Source organism: Pseudomonas sp. W5-01 (assembly GCF_046540435.1).
GTDB classification, from domain to species: domain Bacteria; phylum Pseudomonadota; class Gammaproteobacteria; order Pseudomonadales; family Pseudomonadaceae; genus Aquipseudomonas; species Aquipseudomonas graminis_B.
This window is the reverse complement of sequence record NZ_JAXCIP010000007.1, coordinates 212,094-232,054: the sequence shown is the minus strand read 5'-3', so window position 1 is coordinate 232,054 and position 19,961 is coordinate 212,094. Positions and strand designations below refer to the sequence as shown.

Below are 19,961 nucleotides of genomic sequence, written 5' to 3'. Positions count from 1 at the left end.
CTGAACGGTAATTTCGGAGAGTCACCCCCATGAGCAGTGTTGTTGCCATCGTCAAAAGCATTGTTGGCCAAGTCGTCGCAGTTTCCCCGGAAGGGATTCGTCGTGTGCTCATTGAGGGTGACCGGTTGTTCACCGGCGAGCAGGTTCTGACAGGCCCGGGAGGCGCAGTCACGCTGCAGCTTGCCGATGGCCGTCAGCTGGACATCGGCCGTGACAGCCAGTGGAGCGCAGACGCACCGGCTTCTACGACCAACCTTGCCGAAGCCACCGCGCAAGCCGCACCGTCCGTTGCTGAATTGCAGCAGGCGATCGCGGCCGGCGCGGACCCGACCAAAGACCTCGAAGCCACTGCGGCAGGTCCGCAAGCGGCGCCAGGTGATGGCGGCAACGCAGGCGGCGGCCACAGCGTGGTGATGCTCACCGAGACCGCGGGCGAAGTGAATCCGACCATCGGCTTCCCGACCAACGGCCTGGCGGCAACGGCTGTGCCCCCTCCTACCCTGAGCAACGGTCTGGCGATCGACAACGGCAATGGCAACGGCACCCCCGCCGCGCCGCAGCCTGCCGGCACCCTGACACTGACCGCTACCCAGACGCTGACCGAAGCCGGCGGCGCGCTGGTGTACACGGCAAATGTCACTCAGGCGCCGACTTCGGACCTGACAGTCACCCTGTCCAACGGGTCGACCATTGTCATTCGTGGCGGCGACACGTCGGGCTCGACCACTGTTCAAGTGGCTGACATCAATACGCCGTACATCGACCCTTCAGTTATCAGCACGACCATCACTGGCACAACAGGCGGTGGCGGCCTGATCGTAACGACCGACCCAACGCCGGCGGTGACCACCATCACCGACACCATCGACACCACCTTTGCCAGCATCACCGGCACTCAGTCGGTGATTGAAGGCCAGGCCGCCACGTACACCATTACGCTGAGCAACCCGGCGCAGACCGAAGTCACGATCAACCTGACCTACAGCGGCACCGCTACCGACGGCAGCGACTACACGCAAGTGGTCAGCGTGAAGATCCCCGCCAACAGCAGCAGCGTCACCTTCGACCTGAACACCCTGAATGACACGATCCCGGAAGGCGTTGAAAACGTCACCGTGGCGATCGGCGCCATCAGCGGCGGCAACTTCGAGAACGTCGCTGTCAGCCCGACCAATGGCAGCGTCACCACCACCATCATCGACAACGACGCTCTGCCGGTTGTCGATCCCAATGGCGGCGCCAACGGCACCAACAGCGAAACCACCTTCACCGAAGGCCAGGCTGGCGTTTCGATCGCCGACCAGTTGACCGTCACGGACGCCGACAGCCCGACGCTGCAAGGCGCGAAAGTCACCCTGACCAACCCTCAGGACGCCGACAGCCTGGTGGTGGGCAGCCCGAACGCGAACATCGCGGTCAGCACCGCCACCGTCAACGGCCAGATCGTATTGACCCTGACCGGCGCCGCCACCGCAGCCGAATACGAAGCCGTGATCAAGTCGATCACCTTCCAGAACAGCAGCGAAGACCCGAGCGTTGCCGATCGCACCATCACTGTGACCGTCAATGACGGCCAGAACGACTCCGCACCGGCCACCAGCATCGTGCACGTCGTCGCCGTCAACGACGCCCCGACCGTGTCCTTCACCAGCACCGATTACGTCGAAAACGGCGCGCCTCAGGCACTGGTCAACAACCTGCAGATCGGCGACGTCGACGGCGGTCAGTTGAGCGGCGCGAAGATCACCGTGACCGGCGTTCAGGCCGAAGACCTGATCGCATCGCCGTCCTTCCAGGGTGGCAACAGTGGCACGACGGCTTCGGGCATCAGCTACACGCTGGGCAACGACGCCAACGGTAACGTCGTCATTCAGTTGAACGGCAACGCCTCGATCGCTGACTACACCACGCTGATCAACTCGATCACCTACGCCAACAGCAGTGACGCGCCGATCACCACCCCACGGGGCGTGACCATCGAAGTGACTGACGTGGACACCCACGGCACCAACAACCTGACGGGCAGCGCCACCGGCGAAGTCGCCATCACGCCGGTCAACGACGCACCGACCGTCATCGACGCATCGGGCCAAGGCGACGAAGACACCGCCATTGCGGTCAGGCTGACCGGCACTGACGTCGACGGCACCATCGACCACTTCAACCTAGTCAGCCTGGCGGCCAACGGCACGTTCTACGCCGATGCTGCCGGTACCCAGGCGCTGACCAGCCTCAGCAACATCGCCGCCACCGCCAACGGCGCAACGATCTACTTCAAGCCGAACGCCAACTGGGCGGGCGACACCAGCTTCACCTACACCGCAGTCGACAACCAGGGCCTGCAAACTGGCGCGCCAGCCAACGGCGTCATTAACGTCACGCCAGTGGCCGATGCGCCGATCGTCACCGTTGCTGACGCCCAAGGTAATGAAGACTCGGCGATCAAGCTGACCCTGAGCACCGCGCTGGTCGACACCGACGGCTCCGAATCCCTGGGCCCGCTGGTTGTGTCCGGCATTCCCGTGGGCGCCGTGCTGACGGATGGCACCCACAGCTACACCTCGATTCCGACAGGCGACGGTGCTGTTTATATCGACGGTTGGGACCTGAACAACCTGACGATCACCCCGCCGAAAGACTTCAACGGCCCGATCACCCTGCAAGTGAGCTCGACGTCGACCGAAGGCGCCAACCAGGATTCGGCCACCACGACACAGGCGCTGATCGTCAATGTGACGCCTGTGAACGACGGCCCGGCGGTCAACTTCGACAGCACGACTTACACCGAAAACGGTGCACCGGTCGTGCTGGTCAATAACTTCAGCATCACCGACATCGACAGCACGCAACTGAGCAGCGCGAAAATCACGCTGACCGGTGTTCAGGCTGAAGACCTGGTGGTGTCTCAGTACTACAAAGGCGGCACCACCGGCCTTACCGACCTGGGCATCACCTACACCCTGAGCAACGACGCCAGCGGCAACATCGTGATCGACCTGACGGGCAACGCCTCGGTCGCCAACTATGAAACCCTGATCAAGTCGCTCACGTACGCTGACAACAGCGAAAACCCGAGCACCGTACCGCGTGGCGTGAGCATCTCGGTTACCGACCTCGACGCCAACGGCACCACCAACCTGACCGCCGTGCACGACGGCCAGATCAACGTGATTGCCGTCAACGACGCTCCGACCGTGAACGCGGCTCTGGGCCAGGGCGACGAAGACACTGCGATCGCGGTCAACCTGACCGGCGCTGATGTCGACGGCACCATCGACCACTTCAATCTGGTCACCATGGCCGAGCACGGCACGTTCTACGCCGACGCCGCCGGTACCCAGGCGCTGACCAACCTCAGCAACATCGCCGCCACCGCCAACGGCGCAACGATCTACTTCAAGCCGAACGCCAACTGGGCCGGTGACACCAGCTTCACGTACACCGCGGTCGACAATCAGGGCCTGCAAACTGGCGCGCCAGCCAACGGCGCCATCAACGTCACGCCGGTGGCAGACGCCCCGATCGTCACCGTTGCCGACGCCCAAGGTAATGAAGACTCCGCGATCAAGCTGAACGTCAGCACCGCGCTGGTCGACACTGACGGCTCGGAATCTCTCGGCCCGTTCGTGGTGTCCGGTATTCCAGTCGGCGCCGTGCTGACGGATGGCACCCACAGCTACACCTCGATTCCGACGGGCGACGGCGCTGTCTACATTAATGGCTGGGACCTGACCAACCTGACGATCACGCCGCCGAAAGATTTCAACGGCTCGATCAACCTGCAGGTGAGCTCGACGTCGACCGAAAGCGCCAACAAGGACTCGGCCACCACGGTTCAGTCGCTGACCGTGAACGTCGGGCCGATCAACGACGCGCCAACCGTCACCTTCACCAATCCTGACTACGTCGAAAACGGCGCGCCTCAGGCATTGGTCAGCAACCTGCAGATCGGCGACGTCGACAGCAGCCAGCTGAGCAGCGCGAAAATCACGCTGACCGGCATTCAGGCCGAAGACCTGATCGTTTCCCAGTACTACACCGGTGCAAACAGTGGCACCACCACTCTGGGCATCAGCTACAACCTCAGCAACGATGCAGATGGCAACATCATCATCGACCTGACCGGCAAGGCTTCGATCGCTGACTACACTACGCTGATCAACTCGATCACCTACGCCAACAGCAGTGACGCCCCGATCACCACCCCACGCGGCGTGACCATCGAAGTGACCGACGCTGATGCCAATGGCACCAACAACCTGTCGGGCAGCGCCACTGGCCAGATCGGCATCACGCCGGTCAACGACGCGCCGGTCGTGAACAACACCGCAGGCAAGGGCGACGAAGACACGCCGATTGCCGTCAAGCTGTCGGGCGCTGACGTTGATGGCACCATCGACCACTTCAACCTGGTGTCGATGACCAGCAACGGCAAGTTCTATGCTGACGCTGCAGGGACTCAGGAGCTGACCAACCTCAGCAACATCGCCGCCACCAACAACAGCGCGACGATTTACTTCAAGCCAACCGAAAACTGGGCGGGCGTCACCAGCGATTTCACCTACACCGCTGTCGACAATCAGGGCTTGGCCAGCACCCCGGCAACCGGAAACATCAGCGTCACACCGGTGGCCGATGCCCCAATCGTCACCGTTGCCAACGCACAAGGTAATGAAGACTCGGCGATCAAGCTGAACGTCAGCACCGCGCTGGTCGACACCGACGGCTCGGAATCCCTGGGCCCGTTCGTGGTGTCCGGCATTCCAGTAGGCGCCGTGCTCACTGACGGCACCCATAGCTACACCTCGATTCCGACAGGCGACGGCGCTGTCTATATCAATGGCTGGGACCTGACCAACCTGACGATCACGCCGCCGAAAGACTTTAACGGCTCGATCAACTTGCAAGTGAGCTCGACCTCCACCGAGCTGACCGGCCAATCGGCAACCACGACTCAGTCCCTGACCGTGAACGTCGCGTCGGTGAACGATGCGCCAGTGGTCAACTTCGACAGCACCACTTACACCGAAAACGGTGCGCCGATCGCGATCGTCAACAACTTCAGCATCACCGACGTCGACAGCACTGAATTGACCAGCGCGAAGATCACGCTGACCGGTATTCAGGCTGAAGACCTGATCGTTTCCCAGTACTACAAAGGCGGCAGCGACGGCACCGCGGGTACCACCGATCTGGGTATCAGCTACAAGCTGAGCAACGATGCCGACGGCAACATCGTTATCGATCTGACTGGCAAGGCTTCGGTAGCCAATTACGAAACCCTGATCAAGTCGATCACTTACGCCGACAACAGCGAAAACCCAAGCACTGCACCACGCAGCGTGACCATCGCTGTGACCGACGCAGATGCCAACGGCACCAACAACCTGACCGTCGTTCACGACAGCCAGATCAACGTGATTGCCGTCAACGACGCCCCGACCGTCAACGCGGCACTGGGCCAAGGCGACGAAGACACTGCCATCGCGGTCAACCTGACGGGCGCTGACGTCGATGGCACCATCGACCACTTCAATCTGGTGTCGATGGCCAGCAACGGCAAGTTCTACGCTGACGCTGCAGGGACTCAAGAGCTGACCAACCTCAGCAACATCGCCGCCACCAACAACAGCGCGACGATTTACTTCAAGCCAACCGAAAACTGGGCGGGCGTCACCAGCGACTTCACCTACACCGCTGTCGACAATCAGGGCCTGGCCAGCACCCCGGCAACCGGAAACATCAGCGTCACACCGGTAGCCGACGCCCCGACCGTCACTGTCAGCAACGCCCAAGGTAATGAAGACTCGGCGATCAAGCTGGACGTGAGCACCGCGCTGGTCGACACCGACGGCTCGGAATCCCTGGGCCCGTTCGTGGTGTCCGGTATTCCAGTGGGCGCCGTGCTGACGGATGGCACCCACAGCTACACCTCGATTCCGACCGGCGACGGCGCTGTCTACATCAATGGCTGGGATCTGACCAACCTGACGATCACGCCGCCGAAAGACTTCAACGGCTCGATCAACTTGCAAGTGAGCTCGACCTCCACCGAGCTGACCGGCCAATCGGCAACCACGACTCAGTCCCTGACCGTGAACGTCGCGTCGGTGAACGATGCGCCAGTGGTCAACTTCGACAGCACCACTTACACCGAAAACGGTGCGCCGATCGCGATCGTCAACAACTTCAGCATCACCGACGTCGACAGCACTGAATTGACCAGCGCGAAGATCACGCTGACCGGTATTCAGGCTGAAGACCTGATCGTTTCCCAGTACTACAAAGGCGGCAGCGACGGCACCGCGGGTACCACCGATCTGGGTATCAGCTACAAGCTGAGCAACGACGCCGACGGCAACATCGTTATCGATCTGACTGGCAAGGCTTCGGTAGCCAATTACGAAACCTTGATCAAGTCGATCACTTACGCCGACAACAGCGAGAACCCGAGCACTGCACCACGCGGCGTGACCATCGCTGTGACCGACGCAGATGCCAGTGGCACCAACAACCTGACCGTCGTTCACGACAGCCAGATGAACATGATCGCCGTCAACGACGCTCCAGTGGTCAACGCTGCATCGGGCCAGGGCAACGAAGACACCACCATCGCGGTCAAGCTGTCTGGCTCTGACGTCGACGGCACCATTGACCACTTCAACCTGGTCAACACGCCAGCCAACGGCACCTTCTACTCCGATGCCGCCGGCACTCAGCCGCTGACCAACTTGAACAACATCGCTGCGACCAACAATGGCGCGACGATCTACTTCAAGCCGGACGCGAACTGGGCGGGCGATACCACCTTCACCTACACCGCTGTTGATAACGAGAACCTGCCAGCCGGCACCACCGCAACTGGCACCATCAACGTCACGCCGGTGGCTGATGCCCCGACCGTCACCGTGAGCAACGCCCAGGGCGATGAAGACACCGCGATCCAGATCAATGTCAGCACTGCACTGGTCGACACCGACGGTTCGGAAAGCCTGAGCGGCCTGACCGTGGGCGGCATTCCGGTTGGCGCTGTGCTGACCGATGGCAAAAACAGCTACACCTCGATCCCGACCGGCGACGGCAAAGTCGTCATCGATGGCTGGGACCTGACCACGCTGACCCTGACGCCACCGGCTGACTTCAACGGTTCGATCACCTTGCAGGTGAGCTCGACGTCGACTGAACTCACCGGGCAGAAAGCAACCGCCACCTGCTCGCTGACCGTCAACGTTGCGGAAGTGAACGACGCGCCAGTGGTCAACGCGGCCACAGGCACTGGCAACGAAGACACCCTCGTTGCCGTCAAGCTGACCGGCTCTGACGTGGACGGCACCATTGACCACTTCACCCTGGTCAACACGCCTGCCAACGGCACGTTCTACTCCGACGCGGCGGGCACTCAGCCGCTGACCGGTACCACCAACATCCCCGCCACCGACAACGGCGCGACGATCTACTTCAAGCCGGACGCGAACTGGAACGGCAGCACGCCATTCACCTACACCGCCGTCGATAACCAGGGCCTGGCGTCCACGACTCCGGCAACCGGCACCATCACAGTCACGGCCGTCAACGACGCGCCTGTGGTCAACTTCGGCAGCATCACTTACACCGAAAACGGTGCGCCGATTGCGATCGTCAAAGACTTCAGCATCGCTGACGTCGACAGCACTGAGCTGACCAGCGCGAAGATCACGCTGACCGGCATCCAGGCTGAAGACCTGATCGTTTCCCAGTACTACAAAGGCGGCAGCGACGGCACCACCGGTACCACCGATCTGGGTATCAGCTACAAGCTGAGCAACGACGCCAACGGCAATATCGTTATCGATTTGACCGGCAAGGCTTCGGTGGCCAATTACGAAACCCTGATCAAGTCGATCACCTACGCCGACAACAGCGACAATCCGAGCACCGCGCCACGGGGCGTGACCATCGCTGTGACCGACGCAGATGCCAATGGCACCAACAACCTGACCGTTGTTCACGACAGCCAGATCAACGTGATTGCCGTCAACGATGCGCCAGTCATCGGCCACACCGGCAGCGGCAAACAGTTCGGCAACACCTGGAACGAAACCGCCGTGGGTGGCGATGTCACCGCGCCGGGCAAAGGCCCGGGTCAGATCGCTCGCGATTTCACCCTGAACGACGCTGACAGCACCTCGCTGAAAAGCGCGACCGTCACGCTGACCAACTTCAAGGACGGCGACGTCTTGAATGTCGGCAAACCGGGCGCCCTGACCTACACCGTCAGTGATGTAAAAGACGCTTCCGGCGCGGTGACCGGCAAGACCATCACCTTTGGTGCAGGCACTGCGGCCCAGTACCAGACGGCGATTCAGTCGATCACTTTCGACAGCACGTCCCACGATCCGTCGAAAGAGAACCGCCTCATCAACATCACTGTTGATGACGGCAGCGCGGTCAACAACATCGCGTCCACGACCTCGACGATCCACATCACTACGGTCAACGATGTACCGACCGTGAGCACTGCATCGGTCGGCTTCACCGAAAACGATGCAGCGGTCTCGATCGTCAAGAACCTGAACCTGGCCGACGTCGACAACACTACCCTGAGCAAGGCGGTGGTTTCGGTCGATGTGAAGGCAGGCGACGTGCTGACGTTCACCGGCACTGCGCCGAAAGGCGTCAGCGTGGTAGAAACTCACAACGCCGACGGTCTGGTGAACGGCTTCCAGATCAAGGGCATCGCGTCCATTGACCAGTACAAGGCGCTGATCCAGTCGATCACCTTCAACAGCCCGGGCGACAACCCTCAGGCGGGTGACCGTGCCGTAACCGTCCAAGTGACCGATTCCGGCGCGAAAGGCGACGGTACAGGCACGCAGGATTCGCTGGTTGCCGGCAGCACAATCACCGTCACCGCGGTGAACGACGCTCCGGTCATCGGCCACACTGGCGATGGCAAGGAATTCGGCAACACCTGGAACGAAACCCTGGTCGGCGGCGATGTCACTGCGCCGGGCAAAGGCCCAGGCTTGATCGCTCGCGACTTCACCGTCAGCGATGCCGACAGCCCGACGCTGCAAAGCGCTACGGTCACACTGACCAACTACAAGGCGGGTGATCTGCTGGCGATCGGCAACACCGCTGGCCTGAGCGTCACCACCACCGATATCGTCACCAACAACGTTGTGACCGGCAAGGTCATCACGTTCGGTGCGGGCACGGCGGCTCAGTACCAGACGGCGATCTCGTCGATCACTTTCGACAGCACGTCCCACGACCCTGTCAAAGACGACCGCATCATCAATATCAGCGTCAACGACGGCAGCGCCACCAACAACATCATCAACACCACGTCGACGATTCACATCACGACGGTCAACGATGTGCCAGTGGCCGACGCCACAACCGGCAGTGGTAACGAAGACAGCCCGGCCATCGCCGTAACGCTGAGCGCGACCGACGTGGACAGCACAATCGACCACTTCAACCTGGTCGACATGGCGGCACACGGCACCTTCTACGCCGATGCAGCCGGCAAGGTCGCGCTGACCAGCCTGAGCAACATCGTCGCAGTCGGCAACGCTGCAACGGTGTACTTCAAGCCAGCCGCCGATTGGGCGGGCAGCACCTCGTTCACCTACAAGGCCGTGGACGATCAGGGTCTGGCGAGTTCGGTCAACGCCACCGGCACCATCAGCGTGGCACCTGTTGCCGACCAACCGCTGGTGACGCTGGGTTCCGGCGTGGTTCAGTCGACCGGTCTGGTGAAAGACGTTTATGTCGGCACGCTGAAGAACATGGGCACCGACGGCAACGGCGCCAACGAAGCGACCATCAAGGCCGGCTTCAACACCACCGTGGATCCGACCACGCATAGCGTCGCAAGCGGTGCACAGGACTCGTCCGTCGCGGTCGGCACCGGCACCAAGTTGTCCGGTCTGGTCTACATGGAAGCTGGCCACACCTACACCTTCTCCGGCACCGCGGACGACAGTCTGCTGATCACCGTAGGCGGTCAGACCGCAGCCAACGCCACATGGGGCGCGGGCGGCAAGATTCAGAGTGCGGGCTTCACGCCGACGGAGTCCGGCTACTACACCCTGGACGTTTACCACTACAACCAGGCAGGTCCGGGCAGCTACAACATCAGCCTGACCGACAAGAACATCAGCACCGGCGCCTCCCAGACCGTGGCCCTGAACGGCAGCAACGTGCTGCTGTTCGCAACGGTCGATGACCTCAAGGCTTCCGGCCTGAACGTCTCGCCGTTGCACGAAGGCACGGTTGGCAGCGGTGAGGGTTATTACACCGGTTACGAGCTGAACCACGGCACCGAAGGCACCGCGATCAAGCTGAGCCCGGTCAAAGCGGTGTTCGGTGACAGCCTCGACGGTTCGGAGACTCACGTCACCACCCTGAGCGGCGGCGCACCGGCCGGCTCGATCCTGACCGACGCCGCGGGCCACACGGCCACCGTGACGACTCACGTCGAAGACGGCAAAACCGTGATGGACACGATCGACGTCAGCCAATTCGACCTGTCGACGCTGAGCATCACCACGCCTGATTACTTCAGCGGCAAGTTCACGCTCAACGTCACGGCGACGGCGACCGAAGCAAACGTTCCAGGCGTCCCAAGCGCGGTGGCCAGCGCCAGCGACAGCAAGGCGATCACCGTCACCGTCGAGTCTCAGACCTACAACTCGAGTGAAGGCCTGGCCGGCACCGATCCGACGCCGATCACTGGCACCACCGGTGGCGACATCATCGTTGGCGACGTCAGCGGCACGACCATCGTGCAGGGCAAGAGCTACAACATCGCCTTCATCGTCGACAGCTCGGGCAGCATGGGCAAATCCCTCGACACTGCGAAAACCCAGCTGCAGTCGGTCTTCGAGAAACTGGCGAACGGTGCTCAGACGGCCAATGCAGGCAAGATCAACGTGCTGCTGGTGGATTTCGATACCAACGTGCGCTCGACCGTTTCTGTGGACATGTCTGACAAGGCTGCCGCCCTGAAAACCCTGGCCGCTGCTCTGGCGACCATGACATCGGGCGGTACCACCAACTACGAAGATGCCTTCAAGACCACGGCGAACTGGTTCGCCGGTTTGAACAGCACCAACCCGACGGGCGAGAACCGCACCTACTTCATCACCGACGGCGAGCCTAACGTTTACCAGAACACCAGCACGGTGCTCGGCACGGTGAACGGCACGGCCATCACATTGGCGACGGGCCTGGAAAGCTGGCATCTGGGCAGCACGTATTCGGTGAACGGCAAAGTCGCCATCGACACCGTGGGCCACGTTTACAGCTACGCCAGCAGCACGACCGGCAAGCTGATGGGCACCCTCGCCAGTCATGCCGACGGCAAGGGCGGTACGGAATACAGCCTGAATTCGCCTGAAACCAACGGCAGCAGCGTCGTGCTGGCTGAAGCGGACACCGGTTACGCGCTGTTGCTGAAGCAGTCGCCGACCATCGAAGCGATCGGCCTGAACTCGGCGGTCAAGACGAGCACGCTCAATCACTACGACAGCGACGGGCACGCGCAGACCAACGTCAACGCTGACGATCTGGCGAAAGCGGTACTGGGCGACCAGAAAGATATCGCGCCGGGCAGCGACACCCTCAACGGTGGCGACGGCAATGACATCCTGTTCGGTGACCTGATCACCTTCAACACCCAGGGAGGCATTACGGCGCTGAAGGCGTTTGCGGCGGACACGTTGCACGTCAACGTGTCGACCATCGATGACAAGACGCTGCATTCGTTCGTGACCAACAACCTTGACGCAGTGGCTCACTTGGCCAATTCGTCGTCGACCTCCCAGGACGGCAACGACACCCTGCTGGGCGGCAATGGCAATGACATTCTGTTCGGCCAGGGTGGCAACGACATTCTCAATGGTGGCAACGGCAACGACATCCTGATGGGTGGTAAAGGCAACGACATCCTTACCGGTGGCGCAGGTGCCGATACGTTCGCCTGGAAAGCAGGCGACACCAACAGCGGTGGCTTTGACGTGATCAAGGACTTCAATAAGGGCGAAGGCGACCGGATCGACCTGCGTGACCTGCTGCAGGGTGAAGACACCGACACCCTCAGCAAGTACCTGCAAGTCACCAACGATGGCCGTGACACCATTCTGCAAGTCAGCACCACCGGACAGTTCGCGTCGAACGTGACCGCAGCCGCCGCTGCCAACACGGCCGACGTGCACATCAAGGTGGAGGGCGTGACCTGGAGCAATGCCATGGTCAACTCGCTGGTGAGCGGTGCGGATCCGACCATCAAAGTCGATCACCACTGATAGCTGAGTCGCGAGAGCTGTTGTACTGTGCTGGCAGCCGTCCCTGACGGTTGCCAGCCCGGTCAGTCCCTGAGGAATGAGCCATGTTTTACGTTCAGCGCGATGCCGATGGCACGCTAATTCGCGTGGAAGCGACGGCCTTTGCCGAAGCGAGCGAGCAACTGCCGCCCGATGACCATCAGGTGCAAGCCTGGTTTGCCAACGAAGTGGTCGAGAAGAGCCTGATCCAGCTCAAGTCCAGCGACATGGACATGATCCGGGTACTGGACGACCTGATTCAGGTCCTGACCAGCAAAGGCATCCTCAACATCACCGACCTCCCCGCCGCCGCACAGGCGAAATTGATGGATCGAACCCAGGCCCGGGAAACACTGGGCGGCCTGAGCGACTTGATCAATGACGATGAACAACGGCTGATCTGAAGCTGTTACTTTCAGCACTTACCTTTCTGCAAACGACGGGCATACCCGATCTCGGGTATGCCCGCGTTCGCGTGCGTGATGCAGACGTTAAGGCAGACCGATCAGTACTGTTTGCGTCGGACCTTGATGTCGCCCTGCTGGTATTGCTGATACCCGGTGTAGGGCAGCAGCACGGTATCGGCGACCGCAGAAAGGGCCATGTCCAGTGCAATGGTGGGCGCAGACCAGTGTGGGCCGGAAACTGGCGGGGCGTTCAAGGTGCAGAACTGGTAAACCGCACCGCTGTAGGCACGGGGTATGGATTGGCAATTGGAGCTGTGGCGCGCCAGTGTATCCGCAGCGCCTTTTTCGTCATTGAGGGTCTTGATGGTGCCGCAACCTGAAAGGGTTGCCACGATTAATGCTGCAGTCCATAGCTTCATACGAGCACTTCCATTGATTGATTGATTGATTGATTGATTGATTCGAAAAGATCAGGCGTGCGTCGGCCAGCTTCGTTGCGTCTCACCGGCAGACACATTCTTCAGCCCATCACTTCCATGGCGCAGGATCCCCAAACAGCCGGCCCTGCACCCCTTCGATGCCCATTTCCAGAATCACCCGGTGTTCGCCTTCGGTCTCAACCCGCTCGGCAATCAGCGGCAGATCGATGCTGTGGGCCGCGCGCTGGACCGCTTCGATGAACAACCGTTTGTGGCTTTCCTGGTCGATGGTGCGGATGTAGCTGCCGTCGATCTTCAGATACGCCAGCCCCAGATGCGCCAGGTTGCCGATCATGCTGAAACGTCCACCGAACCGCTGCAGCGCCAGGGAATAACCGGCTTCTTGCAGGCGGCGGGTCAGCTTCTCCAGCACCGCTTGCTCCGGCACTTGCTCCTCGCCGATCTCGAAGGTCAGGCGCGCGCCGAGTTTCGGGTGATGGCGCAAGGCGTTGAACACTTCATTCAGCGCCGCAGCATCGTTGAGCGTGGCCGCCGACAGGTTCAGCGCCAAGCGCTCATTGTGTGTGCCCAGATGCGCCAGCACCTGCTGCAACATCAGCAAATCCAGTCGGCTCGACCAGCCAAAGCGCTCCAGCCACGGCAGAAAGCGCCCCGCCGGAATCGTCTCGCCGTCAGCATCGACCAAGCGTGACAGCACCTTGTAATGCATCACGGTCGAGCCATCGCCCGACGCCACCACCGGCTGAAAGAACAGCTGAAAACGCCCGTGCTCCAGCGCATGATCCAGGGTCCTGTGCCACGCGTGCTGATCTTCACCCAGATCGCCAATCGCGCCACGCTCGATGCAATACCACGATTGCTCGCCGCCGCTTTCAGCCTGAGACAACGCCTGATCGGCCAGCGCCAGCAAGGTCAACGAGGCATCGCCCGGGCTGTACGGCGCCAGCCCCATGTGCGCGACGGGCGAGACATCGGAGGCGCCAGTCGCTTCAAGGCTCTGCAGCGCCGCGTCGAGATTCTGCACCAGTTGCACGGCTTCATCGTGAACCATACCCGGCGCCAGCACGGCGAACTCACCGCCACGGCTGCGGCTGATGAGATTTCGGGTTTCAGGGTACTTTTCGCAGTGACGCACCAGTTGCTCAGCCACCGCCACCAGCAAGGCATCGGTGCGCTTGCCGCCCAGACGCTGGTTCAAGCCAGCCAGGTCGTTGACGCGCAACATCATCAAATACCCCGCGCGGCCGTCTTCCAGATGGCTGACGTGGGCGTTGAGTTGCATATCGAAATAACGGCGATTGGACAGCCCGGTCAGGCTGTCCTGATACGACTCAATGCGCAGCTTCTCGCTGCGCTCGGTGCTTTCCTGAAACAGCGCCTTGAGCTTCTCGACCATCTGGTTCATCGCCTGCACCACCCGGCGCAGCTCCGGCGTGCGCGGCAGTTCGGGCAGAACGAGAAACTCGCGACGGCCAATCGCCTGGGACTGCGCCACCATATAATCCAGCGGCTTGAGCTGCCGGCGCAACAGCATCGCGCCCAGAATGGCACTGACCACGCCGCACACCAGCAACCAGCCGAGGCTGCCCAGCGCGCTCTGCCACAACTTGGCCAGCGCGAACATCGGGTGGCTGACCACCTCGACCCGCGCCGTCTGCTGCCAGCCGCGGCTGACAATCGCCTCGCCCCCCGCCGGCTCAAGCCCGATGGCGTTGATAAACCACTGCGGCACGCCCTGATTGTCCGGCGTCGCACTGCGCTCGACGATCGCGTTGCCACTGGCCAGGTCCACCACGCGGATGCTCGCGTAATAACCGCTGTCGAAGATCGACGCCACCATCAGCTCGACCATCGCCGGGTCGTCGATATTGGACGTCAGCGACAGTGCCAGCGAGGTCGCGGCGTCCTGGGCGTGGGAGCGCAACTGATTGACGTACTGCGCCCGCGAGCTTTCCAGGCTGACGACAAAACTCCCCGCGAAGGCAACCACCATGAACAGACAGATCGCGATCAACAGCTGTTTGAACAGAGACATCAGTACTCCTAATTCTCGGGCTCGGTGGGGAAGCCTTCTGCAGACATTTTTTTCAGCACGTCCTGCCACCGGGACAGACGCTTGGTGTCGCTCACTTTCTTGTTGCCCTGCGCGCCCGGCAGCCACAGCCCTTCAGCGTTGAAGGCATACACCGGCAACAGGTCGGTTCGTTGGCTGGCGGGTTTGATGTCGTCGATCAGGCTGTCGAGCACCAGCGGCATGGCATTGGGGCTCGAGTAATAGGTCAGCACCATGTGCGCGCGGTTCAGGCGCAGCGCCTTGACGTAGGTGATCAGCAGCTTCTCGCTGGGCACGCCCAGGCGGCGCAGGCTGAAATACTTGGCGATCGCGTAATCCTCACAATCCCCCGCGCCCTTGATCAGTGACTCGACCGGCGTCGCCCAGTAATCGACCTCGTGCCACAAGTCGATGTCTTCGGCATAGCGCATCTGCTTGTTGAAGAACAGATTCACGACGTTGAGCTTGTCCATCTCGCCGACCTGCTTCTCGGTCGCCAGCAGGTTCTGCCAGGCATCGATGCGCTGCTTCCCGGCGCCCAACGGTCCGTACAGCGCCTCGGCGCGGCGGCTGATCAGGGAGAAATCCCAATCCGCGCTCAGATAGCCGACACACGCCGTGCACGTCAGTGCAAGCGCCAGAAGCATCCATAATCCAGGGCGCTTTTGAGCGGGGCGTGTCGCCAATTTGTCTTGTCCATCAGGCAATGGATAACGGAAAGCGATGGTGAGGGGTTGGGGAGGGAAACGCAATGGCGCGGTGAGATCATGCGCGGAAGGAAATGCCCGAAAACGCGACTCATGATAGGCTCGCGCCCCTTGATTTCATGACTCACCGGGTTGGTTTGGAAACGCGTATGGATATTGGTTTGAGCTGCACCGTCTGGGCAGGATGTGAACGTGCCGGTCATCTCGATGGGATCGGCGTGTACACCCGCTCCCTGTGGCAGGCGATGGAGGAGCTCAAGCAAAGCGAAGAGCCAGGCATCACCGTCAAGCCTTATGCGTTCGGCCGCAATCTGCCCACACTGGCGTGCGGCATACCCAAGACGCTCTCAGCTGATTTCCGCATTCAAGTGCTGGCGAGCGGCTTGCTCGGCCTGCCGCTGCCCAACTCCTCCGCCATCGCTCGCGATGTCGACATCGTCCACGCCTCCGATCACCAGATCCCGAGAATCAGTGGCGTGCCCGTGATTGCCACAGTCATGGACGCGATTCCGCTGATCCATCCCGAGTGGATCAGACAGAACCTCAAAACCCTCAAGGGCTGGCTGTTCGCGCGAAGCGTGCACAGTGCCGACCACTTGATCACCATCTCCGAGCACAGCAAGCACGATCTGGTCACGCACATGGGGATTGCCCCCGAGAAAATCAGCGTGACGCCGCTGGGCGTGGACCCGGTGTATTTCGAGCGCATCCCCCTCGAAACCCGCGACGCTGTGCTCGACAAGCATCAACTCAAACCCGGTTTCTTCCTGTTCATCGGCACGCTGCAGCCGCGCAAAAATTTGCCGAAGGTGCTGGAGGCGTTCAACGCGTTGCCGGAGTCGGTGCGCAAAGAGCATCCGCTGATTGTGGTAGGACGTGATGGCTGGGCCAACGAAGACCTGATTCCGCAGCTCAAGGCGCTGGAAGCAAAGGGCGAAGGGCGCTGGCTCAGTTATCTGCCGCAATCCGATGTGTTCGCACTGCTCCAGAGCGCCAGCGCGTTGGTGTTCGCGTCGTTATACGAAGGGTTTGGCTTGCCGGTCATCGAAGCATTCGCAGCCGAGTGCCCGGTCATCGCGTCGAACACCACGTCGCTGCCGGAAGTGACTGGCAATGCCGCCTGGGGCGTCGACCCGAATGACGCTGCAAGCATCGCGGCGGCCATGCTCGATGTCTTGAGTAATGAAGCGCTCCGGACCGAACGGGTTGAAATAGGGCTGGAACGCGCTCGCCAATTCACTTGGCAGGAATGCGCGCGGCAGACGCTGGCGGTGTACCGCAAAGTGTTGGCGGCACACCGGCAAGCTTGATTGACTGCTGACTACTTGGACTTTGGCGCTGAATTACCAAGGTCTTTCAGCGCTTCCGAATCATCGCCACCGAGCCACACGTTGACGCTGGCAACGCTCTCTTGCGACAGCTTGCCGGCCCAGCGATTGAGAATGAACAGGTTAGTGATGAAGTCGTACTGCGATTTCAGCAAATCGCTACGCGCCTTGAATTCATTCTGTACAGCGGTCAGGACGTCCACGGCGTTAACCACACCGTAGGTGAACGCCTTCTGCGCCGCGATGCTCGACTGCTTGGCCGATGACAACGCATTCTGCCCGGCGCGGATCTTGTCCACGGCAGATTGAGCCGTCAGATACGCGTTGGTGGTCTCCTTCACCACTTGCCGACGCACGCCCTCCAGGTCCTGCTCGGCCGCATATTGGTCGTCATATAGCCCGCTGACACGTGCAGAGGTCGAGCCGCCGCTATAAATCGGCACCTTCAGGCCGATGGTTGCGACATAGCTGTCACTGCGCGGGGTGAGGGTGTTGTCGTAGCCGACGTCACTCTGCTGAGCACCCAAGTTGAAGCTAAGCGAAGGGTAATGTCCGCCTTTGCCTTCACGCACCGCTGCATCGGCGGCCGCCAGATTGCTCTCATAGGCCTTGAGCAGAGGATTGCTGTTAAGCGCCTGCGCGATCCAGGCATCCAGCGGCAGGGTGGGCGCCTCAAGCGCGATGTCATTACGTATCCGGCTCAAGCGATCGTTGATCGGGCGTCCGACAATTTCTGACAACCCTTCCCGTGACAGACGCACCTGATTACGCGCTTCAATCTCTTGGGCCAGCAATGAGTCGACCCGAGCTTTGAGATCCAGCATGTCCGTAATCTTGGCCATCTGCTTGGCATACATGGCGTTGACGCGGTCAAGGCTGCCTTGGGTGGCGCGCCGTTCGGCCACAACCAACTCCAGCGCATCGTCAGCGGCCAGAGCAGCGAAATAACGTTTAGCCAGGTCCACCGTCGCTTCGGCTTGAGAGTCCTCGGACTGCGACGCCTTTTGCAACGTGACGCTCTTGGCCTTCTGATAGCGCTCCCACGCTTCCTTGTTGTAAATGAATTGACTGAGGTTCAGCCCATAGCTTTTGTTGTCGTAGATTTCTCGCGTCTGTTCGTCCTTGCGCAAAATCCGGTTGAAGTTGCTGCTCGCCGAGACTTGGGGCAGCAGTCCACCGAACGCCTCTCGCTCCTGCTGCTTGGCAGACCGGGCGTGGGCATAGGCCGACAGAATGCGCGGATCCTCAAGGCGAGACTCTTTGTAAAGCGTCATCAGGTCCAGGGAGTAGGTCGAGGCGCTGACTTGCTGCGGGGCTACAGGTTGAGCGGCATGAGCATTGAGCGCGAACAATCCAAAAAGCAAACCGGGAATAAAACGCACCACTGTCATTCCTCGATCATCGACTTGGCGAACATGTTGCGCGCAGGCTTGAGCAGGTACTGCAGCATCGTGCGGTCGCCCGCGTTGATCAGCACTTCCGCCGGCATACCCGGCTGCAGTTTGCGGTCGCCCAGGCGCTTGAGGCCGTCATCGGTGATTTTCACCCGCACGAGGTAGTAGCCCTCGCCGGTTTTCTCGTCGGTAAGACGGTCCGCCGAGATTCGCGTGACCTCCCCCTGAATGACCGGCGTTGTGGCGCTATTGAATGCGCTGAAGCGGACGTCCGTGAGTTTGCCAAGAGTGATGCGGTCGATGTCGTTCGTCGAAACGTGCGCTTCCACCACCAACTCCGAAGACTCCGGCACGATGTCCAGCAGCGGCGTTCCCGCGCTCACAACACCGCCGATGGTGTGCACTTTCATGTCAAGCACCATGCCGTCTTCCGGGGCGCGAATGACGATGCGTGACAACCTGTCCTTGAGCGCACTCGCCTTCTCCTGCAAGTCGAAGACCTGCGCCTGCACGTCGCTCAGGTCCTTGGCAACATCGGAGCTGAATTTCTGGTTGGTCTGGACGATCTGCATCTCGGTTTCATTGATCTGCAGACGCGTCTTGGTGATCGTCGACTGGTGGTCGGCGACCTCCGACTTGAGCATGTCCAGCTTGCGCTCCTGCTCAAGCAAACGCTGGTTATCGACGAAGCCCTGGCGCAGCAGATCTTTAAGCTCGGTGATCTCGCGGGTGTAAGACTTCTCAAGATTGACCTTGGTGCCGATCATGTCGTTGAGGCCAATGATTTGCTGTTTCAACTGGCCGATGCGCTCTTGCTGCACCGAGATTTCACCCAGGCGCGCGTCGTGCCGCGACCTGAACACTTGGGCCTCGCCATCGATGGCCTCGCGGGCACGATCGCTTTCGACACCGTCGATTTTCAATGCCGGGATAGCGGGCAGGTTGTCACGTTCGGCGCGAAGGCGGGCCTCTTTGGCGCGCGCGGTGATGAGCTGGTTTCGGGTGGATTCGTACTCTGAACTGAGCTGCCCGTCGTCAAGGATGATCAACGGATCGCCCTTATGCACCGTGTCACCGTCGCGGGCGAGCAGTTCTTTTACGATCCCGCCCTCAAGGTGCTGGACGGTTTTGCGGTAGCTCTGCACGGTGACAACACCTGAACCGTAAACGGCGTTGCCCAGCGGGGCGAAGGCTGCCCAGGTGCCGAACAAGCCGAAGGTCACCAGAACAATCGTCATCCCGACCCGGCGGATGCCGCGGTCGGAAATTGGCATGTCGTCAGAATGCTCGTCGAGCACGGTCATCGAGTTACTGGTCATTC

At 61.0% G+C, this 19,961-nt stretch carries 8 protein-coding genes; 3 read left to right on the top strand and 5 right to left on the bottom strand.

From position 1 onward, the window contains the following. The first annotated feature begins 29 nt into the window (after positions 1 to 29). Positions 30 to 12,293, top strand: a complete 12,264-nt coding sequence (locus SLW75_RS22025) for a retention module-containing protein (RefSeq protein ID WP_410935431.1) — start codon at positions 30 to 32, stop codon at positions 12,291 to 12,293. A gap of 83 nt (positions 12,294 to 12,376) precedes the next feature. Beyond that, positions 12,377 to 12,715: a tryptophan synthase subunit beta gene (locus tag SLW75_RS22020; RefSeq protein WP_065988311.1), complete on the top strand. Its 339-nt coding sequence runs from the start codon at positions 12,377 to 12,379 to the stop codon at positions 12,713 to 12,715. A 101-nt stretch (positions 12,716 to 12,816) separates the two neighbouring features. On the opposite strand, the gene SLW75_RS22015 is transcribed toward SLW75_RS22020, so the two are convergent. The 3 genes from SLW75_RS22015 to lapG all read right to left on the bottom strand — a co-directional run bounded on the left by SLW75_RS22015 (position 12,817) and on the right by lapG (position 15,897). Continuing rightward, positions 12,817 to 13,137: a YceK/YidQ family lipoprotein gene (locus SLW75_RS22015; protein ID WP_192133618.1), complete on the bottom strand. Its 321-nt coding sequence runs from the start codon at positions 13,135 to 13,137 to the stop codon at positions 12,817 to 12,819. 109 nt (positions 13,138 to 13,246) lie between these two features. Continuing rightward, the gene (gene lapD / locus SLW75_RS22010) at positions 13,247 to 15,193 is read right to left on the bottom strand and encodes a cyclic di-GMP receptor LapD (protein ID WP_410935430.1); all 1,947 of its coding nucleotides are present in this window, start codon (positions 15,191 to 15,193) and stop codon (positions 13,247 to 13,249) included. An 8-nt stretch (positions 15,194 to 15,201) separates the two neighbouring features. Then, positions 15,202 to 15,897 (bottom strand): cysteine protease LapG, encoded by a 696-nt coding sequence (lapG, locus tag SLW75_RS22005; RefSeq protein WP_410935429.1) that lies wholly within the window; start codon positions 15,895 to 15,897, stop codon positions 15,202 to 15,204. A 170-nt stretch (positions 15,898 to 16,067) separates the two neighbouring features. On the opposite strand from lapG, the gene SLW75_RS22000 reads away from it, so the two are divergent. Further along, on the top strand, positions 16,068 to 17,228 hold the full coding sequence (locus SLW75_RS22000) for a glycosyltransferase family 4 protein (RefSeq protein ID WP_296311442.1): 1,161 nt from the start codon (positions 16,068 to 16,070) through the stop codon (positions 17,226 to 17,228). Between the two features lie 11 nt (positions 17,229 to 17,239). Here SLW75_RS22000 and SLW75_RS21995 read toward each other — a convergent pair whose 3' ends face one another. Together SLW75_RS21995 and SLW75_RS21990 are read right to left on the bottom strand one after the other, a co-directional pair. Further along, positions 17,240 to 18,637 carry a TolC family outer membrane protein gene (locus tag SLW75_RS21995; protein ID WP_192133611.1) on the bottom strand — a complete coding sequence of 466 codons (1,398 nt, stop codon included), beginning with the start codon at positions 18,635 to 18,637 and terminating at the stop codon, positions 17,240 to 17,242. Then, complete coding sequence (locus tag SLW75_RS21990; RefSeq protein WP_192133609.1) at positions 18,634 to 19,959, bottom strand: HlyD family type I secretion periplasmic adaptor subunit; 1,326 nt, start codon at positions 19,957 to 19,959, stop codon at positions 18,634 to 18,636. The genes SLW75_RS21995 and SLW75_RS21990 overlap by 4 nt, the downstream gene beginning before the upstream one ends. Positions 19,960 to 19,961: the final 2 nt, after the last annotated feature.